Origin of the sequence: Alcanivorax sp., from assembly GCF_014762765.1 — a bacterium.
Taxonomy (GTDB): domain Bacteria; phylum Pseudomonadota; class Gammaproteobacteria; order Pseudomonadales; family Alcanivoracaceae; genus Alcanivorax.
This window is the reverse complement of sequence record NZ_JABURH010000207.1, coordinates 9702-19818: the sequence shown is the minus strand read 5'-3', so window position 1 is coordinate 19818 and position 10117 is coordinate 9702. Positions and strand designations below refer to the sequence as shown.

At 61.0% G+C, this 10117-nt stretch carries 8 protein-coding genes; 2 read left to right on the top strand and 6 right to left on the bottom strand.

The window, feature by feature from the left end; all coding sequences use genetic code 11:
• Positions 1-164 precede the first annotated feature (164 nt).
• Together HUJ17_RS16185 and HUJ17_RS16180 are read right to left on the bottom strand one after the other, a co-directional pair.
• Positions 165-1424 carry a PepSY-associated TM helix domain-containing protein gene (locus HUJ17_RS16185; RefSeq protein ID WP_290511659.1) on the bottom strand — a complete coding sequence of 420 codons (1260 nt, stop codon included), beginning with the start codon at positions 1422-1424 and terminating at the stop codon, positions 165-167.
• Positions 1425-1497: 73 nt separating this feature from the next.
• The gene (locus tag HUJ17_RS16180) at positions 1498-2100 is read right to left on the bottom strand and encodes an HPP family protein (protein WP_290511658.1); all 603 of its coding nucleotides are present in this window, start codon (positions 2098-2100) and stop codon (positions 1498-1500) included.
• 152 nt (positions 2101-2252) lie between these two features.
• Between HUJ17_RS16180 and HUJ17_RS16175 the strand changes: the two genes are divergently transcribed.
• Positions 2253-4025, top strand: coding sequence for a monovalent cation:proton antiporter-2 (CPA2) family protein (locus HUJ17_RS16175; RefSeq protein WP_290511657.1), 1773 nt, complete (start codon positions 2253-2255; stop codon positions 4023-4025).
• A 322-nt stretch (positions 4026-4347) separates the two neighbouring features.
• Positions 4348-6270 (top strand): TonB-dependent siderophore receptor, encoded by a 1923-nt coding sequence (locus HUJ17_RS16170; RefSeq protein WP_290511656.1) that lies wholly within the window; start codon positions 4348-4350, stop codon positions 6268-6270.
• Positions 6271-6426: 156 nt separating this feature from the next.
• Here the strand turns inward: HUJ17_RS16170 and HUJ17_RS16165 are convergent, their stop codons facing one another.
• The 4 genes from HUJ17_RS16165 to ggt form a co-directional block, all read right to left on the bottom strand.
• Entirely contained in the window at positions 6427-6846 is a 420-nt protein-coding gene (locus tag HUJ17_RS16165; protein ID WP_300150913.1) for an SRPBCC family protein, read from the bottom strand.
• A 336-nt stretch (positions 6847-7182) separates the two neighbouring features.
• On the bottom strand, positions 7183-8217 hold the full coding sequence (locus tag HUJ17_RS16160; protein ID WP_290511655.1) for a nitronate monooxygenase: 1035 nt from the start codon (positions 8215-8217) through the stop codon (positions 7183-7185).
• 70 nt (positions 8218-8287) lie between these two features.
• A complete protein-coding gene (locus tag HUJ17_RS16155; RefSeq protein ID WP_290511654.1) occupies positions 8288-8482 on the bottom strand; it encodes a hypothetical protein in 195 nt (64 codons plus the stop codon).
• A 21-nt stretch (positions 8483-8503) separates the two neighbouring features.
• Positions 8504-10117, bottom strand: a 1614-nt coding sequence (gene ggt, locus HUJ17_RS16150; protein ID WP_290511653.1) for a gamma-glutamyltransferase, incomplete at its 5' end; no start/stop codon positions are given.

Sequence of the window (10117 nt, the reverse complement as noted above, 5' to 3'; positions counted from 1 at the left end):
CACCTCTCGAGGTGCGAACCTCGCGAAGCGAGGCGACAACGTTTATGTTGCTCGCCTCTCCTTTCTCAAATCTGTCGAGCGTTGATATTCCTGATCGTCCTGTGGACGATTTCCGCGCTGGCGCGCGGTTCGCACCTCGAGAGGTGCTCCTACAGGTGCTGCGGTCAGGACGCGGTGGTGGCTGTCATGGCTGCTTGCTTTTTTCGTTTGCGACTCGCCACCCGCGCCTTGCGTTTCTTCCACCAGATCACCACGCCGGTGATAGAGAGCATGGCCACGGCAATGCCCATGATCGACACGATGATACGCCCCGGCATGCCGGCGATGCGACCGGAGTGCAGCGGGAACTGCAGTTGGTTGAAGATGTCGGCGGCGGTGCCCTGCCAGGGGACTTCATCGCCGATCAGGTCGCCGTTCTTGCCGTCGTAGTAGAGGCTTTTCACTTTCATGCCGCCGCTGTCGTGGTCTTCGCCCGGGTAATAGAAGCGCACCCCGAACACGGCAAAGTTGTCGCTGTAGAAGGTATCGCCGATGGGCTCTTGCCACTGGCGGTTATCCGCTTCGGTGCGCGCTTTATCGAACAGGGCCGGCCAGCTTACCTGCGGCTCTACCGGGTCATGCAGTGCGGTGGGGGTACGGGTCTCGAAAGGCCCGGGGGTCGTCTCGGAGACCATGGACATGACCGGGTAGAAGATTTCCCGGTACAGGTTCAGGGAGAAGGAGGTGAACGCCAGAATCAGTAGCAGGCCGAACACCCACAGCCCTACCGCCGTATGCAGGTCAAAATTCAGTTTGTAGGCCCCGGCGCCGCGACGAATCATCCAGGCCGGTTTCCAGCGCTGCAGCCAGCTCTTGCCAGCGGGCTTTTGGGTACGGCGCTTACGCGGCAGGGTCAGTGCCATGGCGATAAAGGTATCGAACAGCCACACCATGGCGGCGGCGCCCATCAGCCAGATGCCCCAGCGATCAATGCCCTTCCACTCCGGCAGATGCAGGGTGAAGTGCAGCTTGTAGAGGAACGACATCAGGTGTTCCGGGTGCAGGGAAATCTTTCCCCACAGGCGTTTGCCGACGATCTCGCCGGTGACCGGATCCACGAAGGCATGGTCATAGTCCAGCTCATAGCGGCGCCCGGTGTCCGGATTCACTTTGGCGTCTACCCAGATTTCTGCGTTGTGGCCGGGTTCCGGTTGCAGATTGAAAAAGCTGGCGCGTACCCGGGGGTCGGCCTGCTCCACCCGGTCCACCAGTTCCAGCATGGGCAGCGGTTGCCCTTCGCTCTGGCTCTCGAACAGGTGTGGGTTGAGCCACTCGTCCAGCTCGTGGTCCCAGGAAATCAGCGCCCCGGTCAGGCCGGCAATAATCAGAAAGCCGGCAATAAAAAGGCCGAACCAGCGATGAAGAACCACCAGAATTGCGCGCATGATGCACCTGTGACGATCAGACTGAGCGCAGCAGTCTAACAGGAATAAAAGTAATTCTCATTACGAAAGTGGCTCAGGTGCTCTGCTTGCGACTGCGCCACAGCGGATAGGGAATGCCGGCCAACCGGTTGATGATGAAGGCCTGGGTGACCAGCAGGGCCACGGCGCTGATCAGCACCGGCAGTTGCTGCAGCTCGTGCATCAGCCCCAGGGAAACAATCAGCGCCGTGGCTCCGGCCGGTGGGTGGGCGACCCGGAACAGGATCATCAGCGCACTGGTAAAGCCCAGCGACAGGCTGGCGGCCACCACTCGTGGCCATTCCACCCCGGTCAGAAAGGCGGCGGGGGCATCGTGCAGCCCGCATACCCACAGGGCGGCCCAACCGCACAGGGCGCCGATCACGTGACCGCTGAGTACATTGCGCGGTGAGGCCGCTTCCGCCAGCGGCAGGTGGAACAGCAGAAAGGCAGTGGCGCCGAGAGAGGGGAAGATAAAGGACTGCTGGGTAATCAGTGCCACGATGGCGATCAGGGCAATGCTCAACCCGCCGTTGACCAGATTGAACAGCGCCAGCACCAGGCGGGGATTAAACCGCTGGCTCATCACATCCAGATGCAGTTGCCGCAACAGGCCGCCGACCAGTTGCTGGCGCAGCCGGTCATTCTGTTCACTCATCTCGCGCACTATTCCGGGGCGAATAAAGAGCGCGCATGGTAAGGCTTTGGCGATGGTTGGGCAATTTTGGTGCACGGCAACCGATAGCGCTTTTTAACAACGGCTCATGGGTAAATCCGCTAGCATGAGCGGATCAGAAAAAGGAGATCATCGTGGAAGGCTTTTTCTCTCAGGCGCTGGTGCTGCTGGCGGCGACCCTGTTGTTATTGCCCCTGTTCCAGCGACTGGGGCTGGGCAGCATTCTGGGCTATCTGGCGGCGGGGATCGCCGTGGGCCCGCTGGGGTTGGCGCTGGTCAGCGGCGGCACCGACGTGCTGCACTTCGCCGAGCTTGGTGTGGTGCTGATGCTGTTTCTGGTGGGGCTGGAACTGGCACCGCAACAACTGTGGGCGCAGCGGCGCCGGCTGGTGGGACTGGGGGCCAGCCAGGTGCTGCTCAGTGCCGCGCTGCTGGCGGGGGCCTTTTTGCTGCTGGGCTTCGAGACCAGCGTGAGCCTGGCCATCGGCTTCACCCTGGCGCTGTCCTCCACCGCCTTTGTGGTACAGATGCTGGTGGAAAACAATCAGCTGGGTACACCCCAGGGCCGTTCCGCGTTCTCCATTTTGCTGTTCCAGGATCTGGCGGTCATCCCCATCCTGCTGCTGTTGCCCCTGCTGGCCGGCACCCAGGCCGGTGAGGACAGCCCGCAGTTGCTGGCCGGTCTGGTGGCATTGGTGGCCATGGTGCTGGCGGGCAAGTACGCCCTCAATCCCTGGTTGGGCTGGCTGGCGAAACTGCGCAACCGGGAGTTGATGATCGCCAGTGCCCTGATGCTGGTGCTGGGCGCCGCCGCCCTGATGGAGCATCTGGGACTGTCCATGGGCCTGGGGGCTTTCGTGGCCGGGGTTCTGCTGGCCAACTCGCCCTACCGGGAGCAACTGGAAACGGATATCCAGCCCTTCAAGAGTCTGTTGCTGGGGCTGTTCTTCCTGGCCATCGGCATGACCATGGATCTGCGTTTGCTGGTCGAAAGCCCGGGGGACATCGCCCTCTATCTGCTGGTGCTGTTGGGCCTGAAGGCTCTGGTGCTGGCGGTGATCAGCCGGGTGCGTGGGGTGGAATGGCGCAACACCGCCCTGTTCGGCATCCTGCTCTGCCAGGGCGGTGAATTTGCCTTTGTGCTGTTCACCCAGGCCCAGGCCCTGAACCTGCTGGACAGCACCCTGGTGGGCCAGCTCAACCTGGTGGTGGCCCTGTCCATGGCCGCCACCCCGCTGCTGCTGAAACTGGTCACCCTACTGTGGCCAGAGCGCAGCAAGAGCACCTCGCGCCCGGACCTGGAAGCGGAAGACATGCCCGACCATCACCCGCGGGTGGTGATCGCTGGCCTGGGGCGTTTCGGGCAGATCACCGCGCGGATCCTGGTGGCCCGCAAGATCCCGTTCACCGCCCTGGATTCCGACCCGGACGAAATCGACATGCTGCGCCGCTACGGCAACGAAGTGTACTTCGGTGATGTGACCCGCCTGGACCTGTTACGCAATGCCGGGCTGGAACACGCTCGGGTACTGGTGCTGGCGGTGGATGATGTGGATGACTCGCTCAAGGCCGCGGAGCTGGTGCGCCACCATTTCCCCGACGTGACCATCGTGGCCCGGGCCCGGGACCGCTTCCACGCCTACAAGCTCCATGCCCTGGGGGTTGATCAGGTGATCCGGGAAACGTTCGAGTCCGCCCTGCTCAGTACCCGTGTGACCCTGATGCAGCTGGGTGTGCCGGAATCCACCGCCATCGACCTGGTGCGTAGCTTCCGCGAGCTGGATGAAAACCTGTTGCGCGAGCAGGTCGAGCACCAGCACGACGGCGACAAGCTGGTAGAGGCCAATCAGCGTGGCCGGGCGGAATTGCAGTCTCTGCTCTCACAGGATGAGGGCATCAGTCAATAACACTATTGAGAATCGTTATCAGATTCATTACCATCCCCAGCCAGTTTCGGCCCGTATCACTGTTGGGGGCAGAGAACACTCTGTCAGCCGAAGCCGAATATGTGTGAACTGACTGGGGCTTTCCATGGGAAATCGAATTCTTTTCGGGGCGATAAACGCCTCGCTGTTGCTGCTATCGCCTGTCCTCCAGGCGGACAAGACGGATGCGTCTGCTCATGAGCTGAGCGAAATCACTGTCGGTGCTTCTGCGTCTGGTGAGGTAGCCAACGATACCGAAAGCTATGCTCCCAAAAAGCCTGTCTCCAGTGCGACAGGTCTTTCCATGAGCTTACGTGAAACGCCGCAATCCGTGTCCGTGACCACCCGCACGGAAATGGATGATTTCGGCCAAAACACAATAAATGATGTGTTGGCCAATACCACCGGTATTACCGTGCAGAAATACGAAACTGATCGGTCTGAATACAATGCCCGCGGTTTTGATATCGATACCTTTAAATATGATGGTGTGGGTTCGCCTTCCGGTCGTCCCGGCGTGCGCGGTGAGTTGGATACCGCGTTGTTTGAGCGTGTGGAAGTGATTCGTGGTGCCAATGGTCTGATGGCTGGAGCGGGCGAGCCTTCCGCCGTGGTGAACTTTGTCCGCAAGCGTCCCACCCGTGATGCGCGCGCGTCTATCGGTTTGACCGGAGGCTCCTGGGACACCTACCGCGCCGATGGCGATGTATCAGGTAGTCTGACCGATAATGTCCGGGCACGTGTGGTGACCGCGTACCGGGATGGGAACTCCTACCTGGACCGGTATGAAAAAGAGCGTGGCGTCCTCTATGGTGTGGTTGAAGCAGATTTGACTGAGAGCACCTTGTTCACCGTTGGCTATTCCCGCCAGGAAGATAACGCGGACCAGAACATGTGGGGTTCCTTGCCGCTGTTCTACGCGGATGGCACCCCCACAGACTTTAGCGTCTCTACCAGCACAGGGGCCGATTGGGCCTTTTGGGATACGGTCAAGGAAGACGCCTTTGTCGAACTGGCCCACCAATTTGATAATGGCTGGGAAGGCAAAGCGGTTTATCAATACCGTAAATGGGTGGGCGACTCGAAGTTGCTCTACCTGTTCGGTAACCCCACCCGTGATCTGGATGGCATGTTTGCCTACCCCAGCAAGTTCCAGAGCTATGAACGACAGGAAACCGTTGACCTGTCTGCCCGGGGGCCCTATGAGGTCGGTGGGCGTGTCCATGAAATGGTCATCGGCTTTAATCGTGGCAAAGTCCGCCCTAAAGAAAAGTCCATTTTTGCTGATTTCGGCGGTTCGCGCTTTACACCGATTGATTCGGAGCAAGTGTTCACCGGGGACTTCCCTGAGCCAGCCTTTGACGGGGAGCAAGAAGGCAGTGACTGGGTCGATCGTTACCTGGGCGGCTATCTGGCCACCCGCCTGAATCTGGCGGACCCGCTGACCGCAGTGGTTGGTGCCCGTTATCAGGATGTGGACAGCGAGGGTGAAGCCTACGGCGCTACCCGCACCGCCAGTGCCTCTGAATGGGTTCCCTATGCCGGCGTGATCTTTGATCTGACCGAGCAGCATTCTCTGTACACCAGCTATACCACTATCTTCAATCCGCAAACGGAACAGAAGCCGGACGGCAACCGTCTGGAGCCGATCGAGGGTGTCAATATCGAGTATGGCCTGAAGAGCGAATGGTTCCAGGGCCGCCTGAATACCTCTTTGGTGGCATTCGAAACCGAACAGAAAAACGTGGCAGAGGAAATTGACAACGGCACACCGATAGCCGAATACCGGGGAGAGGACTTCGATAGCGGGGGCTATGAAGCCGAGGTGTCCGGTGAGGTTATGAAGAACTGGAATATTTCAGCTGGCTACTCCTATCTGGACATTGAGGATGATGATGAAGGCAATGAGCTGAGAACCTATATTCCTGAAGAAACCTTCACACTGGCGACTACCTATCGTCCGGCCGGCCTGGAGAAACTGAAGGTGGGCATGACCGTTAACTGGCAGAGTACGGTGACTAACACCAGCGGCGGTAATGAATCAAAACAGGAAAGTTATGCATTGGTTAACCTGATGGCAGGCTATGACTTCACTGATAACTTCAACGCCAAACTGCGAGTGAACAACGTGACCGACGAAAAGTATCTGAGCAGCTTGCGGTACTTTGGTCAGAGCTACTACGGTGCACCGACCAACGCAAACCTGAGTCTGAATTATACGTTCTAAGCCAGGTTAATCACTGTCGCAACCGTTCAACGTCGGCATCTGTGCAAGCAAGGGTGCCGGCGTTTTTTTATGTCTGAAAACTTCTGTAGGAGCCATGCTCGCATGGCGATTCAAAGAGAGTTCGCCATGCGAGCATGGCTCCTACAGAGTGCTGCCTTACAGCTTCAGCTTGTTCAGCCCACGGCTGATGGCCTGACCCAGGCCGGCTTTCACTGCCGGGCCGATGAGGGGCAGCTTGCCTTCAAATTCGATCACGTAGTGCAGCTGGCTGCCGCCATCGCCGTTTTCGGAAAAGCGCATGGTGCCCTTGTGGTTCTTCAGGGGGCTACCCTTGCTGATCTTGTACTCGATCAGTTCGTTCGGCACGACCTTGGTGACGGTTTCCTCGAAAGGCGGTGCGATAAGGATGCGCATGCGACGGGTGGAGCCCACGCCGTTGGGGCTGTCGATGCCGGGCTTCACTCGCTTGATCTTGGCCGGGGCGAAAATCACTTCCAGGTTTTCGTGGTCACTGAGAAAGTCGAACAGCTTGTCCACGGAAAACGGGAAGGTCTTGGTAATCTCGATACGCTGCATGTAAAGCACTCCGCTGGGGCCCGGCAGCGGGCCGGGCAAGTCTCACACCGGCATGACCGGTAAACAGGATGTCGATTCTGACCGCTGCCCCGCAACCTGCAAGGTTAAATCGGGCCATAGAAGACGCTGCCTTGGCTGATTTTGTTGCAGCTATGCTTGCATGGCGAAGACTTCATGAGCCCGCTCGCCAGGTAAACGGCAAACCAGAGAGCCCCTGAAAAACGCCCACCAATCTTGATCTTTTTGTGGGAAGCGATGCTTGCATCGCGAAGGGTCACCGCTATTCGCGATGCAAGCATCGCTTCCCACAGTAGAAAAACCGTTTCCAGAGACTCCTTAATCCCAGCCCTCGGCTAACCATCGGGTTAGCTCTGCCGCCGGCATTTCCCTGCAACCGCTGGCAAACTGCCCCGCCCACAACGGCGAGCAGTCCCCGCTCCCCTGCGCTTCCGCTGACGCGCGTAACGGGCCAATGGCATTGCCAGCCAACGGGAAGGCCGGCACGGCTTCCGGCATAGGGCCAAGCGTTTCCATCAGCCGGTTAACCATGCCCCGGGCGGGACGCCCGGAAAACACTGTGGTCAGGGCCGTATGCCGGGCGCGTTCACTCTGCAGCCATTGCCGGTGCACGGCCTTGGTGGTGGCCTCCGGGCACAGCAGGTAGGCCGTGCCCACCTGAACGGCGCTGGCGCCCAGCGCGCGGGCGGCCCGGACCCCTGCCGGGGTGGCAATGCCGCCGGCGGCGATCACCGGCAGGGAAATGGCGTCGCAAATCTGTGGCAGCAAGCTGAAGGTGCCCTGCTGCAGGCTGAGGTCGTCACTGAGGAAATGGCCCCGATGGCCGCCGGCCTCCAGCCCCTGGGCAATCACCCCGTCGGCACCGTGCTCTGCCAGCCAGAGGGCTTCTTCCACCGTGGTGGCGCTGGACAGCACCCGGGCCCCAGTGGCTTTTACCCGCGCCAGCAAGGCCGGGGCCGGCAAGCCGTAATGGAAGCTCACCACCGCCGGGCGAAACCGTTCCAGCACCGCCGCGCTGTTTTCGTCGAAGGGTTGCCTGGAGGGGCCGCTAGCAATGGCCGAGGTATCCGCTGCGAATTCCTCATAGAAAGGCTGCAGGGCGTCCACCCAGCGCTGCTCCCCTGCCGGGTCTGGCGCCGGAGCCGTGTGGCAGAAAAAATTCACATTCCAGGGTTGGTTGGTGGCGGCAGACAGTTGCGTCAGTTGTTCTTCCAGCCCCTGGGCACTGAGCATCCCCGCCGGCACGGATCCCAGTCCGCCGGCCTCACACACTGCCGCGGCCAGGCGCCAGTCCTGCACGCCGGCCATGGGGGCCTGAATCAGGGGAAGGTCGGTAGCAAACAGGGCAGACATGGCGGCTCCAGTCGCAGTCATGGGAAGGAGCCACGCTAACCGGAAACCGGCTGCCAGGCCAGCGTGGGGGCTAGTCGTTCAATTCCCGGCGTTCCCTTTCATAGTCGTCATAGGGCTTGCTGGCCCGCTCCATGCAGGCATCGTATTCCGATAACGGCACCCTGTCGCACTGAAGGCGGTTGTTGTGCTGGAGGTTGTCGTAGACCGCCCTCTCACTACAAGCGGCCAGCAGTGCGGCGAAGCTCAACAGCAGAAGTCCTTTCATGGTGACAGGTTCCTTTGTGACTTAATCCGTGCCGGTTTTCTTCAGCGGTGCCTGCCCGCTGACGGCGGCGCTGCCTATGCCGCGGGGATCGCTGGCGGCGGTGACCTCATTGCTGCCCTTGCGCCACAGGATCGCCTGCATGTTGCCGTAATCGCGGCCGGTGGAGACCACATGGTGGCCGCGCAGCATCAGTTCCTTGGCGGCCTCGCTGCCGACAAATTCCGGTTCTGCCTGCACTTCATCGGGCAGGTACTGGTGATGGAACCGGACCCGGTTGACCCAGGCATCCACGGGCTGGTCGTTGGCCGCTTCCAGCACGCCCAGCATGACCATGGTGATGATACGGCTGCCGCCGGGGGTGCCGAGGATGGCCACGCGGTCGTCGAATTCCACGAAGGTAGGCGTCATGGATGACAGGGGCCGCTTGCCGGGAGCGATGGCATTGGCCTCGCTACCCACCAGACCGTAGGCGTTGGGGACGCCGGGTTTGGCGGAGAAATCATCCATTTCGTTGTTGAGCAGGACGCCGGTGCCCGGCGGCACGAAGCCGCTGCCAAAGGGCAGATTGATGCTCAGGGTGGCGGCGACCCGGTTGCCGGCCTTGTCCAGCACCGACAGGTGGGTGGTATGGAAGCCCTCTTCTACGCTCAGGGGCTCGCCCAGGGTATGGCTGGGGGTGGCTTCATCCAGGTTGATGGTGCTGGCTCGCTGTTTGGCGTAATCGCTGCTCAACAGTTTATCCACAGGGATATCCACAAAGTCCGGATCGCCCAGGTAGCGGGCCCGGTCCTGGTAGGCTCGGCGCATGGCTTCCACGATCAGGTGAGTGTCCGGCTCGCCGTCGAACTGGCTGAGGATGTTGAGGGCCTGGCCCATCACAATGCCGCCGGCGGAGGGCGGCGGTGCAGAAACGATACGGGCATTTTTGAAGGTGCTCACGGTGGGTGAGCGCTCAATCACGTCGTAGTTGGCCAGGTCTTCCAGGGTCCAGATGCCTCCGGCCTGTTCCACCCCTTCCACCAGTTGTTGGGCGACCTCGCCCTGGTAGAAACCGGCCTTGCCTTTCTCGGCCAGCAGGGTCAGTACCCGGGCCAGATCCGGTTGCTTGATCACATGGCCAGCGGGGGGCACTTTGCCGTTGTGCAGGAAGATGGCGGCGGCTTCGGGGAAGCGGTTGAGCACATCCTCCCGGTAACCGGCCAGTTTGCGGTAATGCGCTTCCACCTCGAACCCCTCCTTGGCCAGCCGGATGGCCGGTGCCAGTGAGGTCTTCAGGGGCAGCTTGCCGTAGTTGTCCGCCAGATGCACAAAGGCGGCGGCCTGGCCGGGGATGCCGGCGGCGCTCGGGCCGTTCAGGGCCCAGTCACGCACCACCTTGCCGTCGCGATCCTGGTACATGGTGGGGATGGCCGCATCCGGGGCGGTTTCCCGGGCGTCCACGAAGGTCTGCAGGCCGTCACTTTCCCGGTGCAGCAGCCAGAAGCCGCCACCGCCCATGCCGGCCGAGTAGGGCTCTACCACCGCCAGTGCCGCCGCCACGGCGATGGCGGCGTCGTAGGCATTGCCGCCTTTCGCGAGGATTTCCATGCCGGCGTCGGTGGCCAGTGGGTGAGCACTCGCTACCGCGTTCTTGCC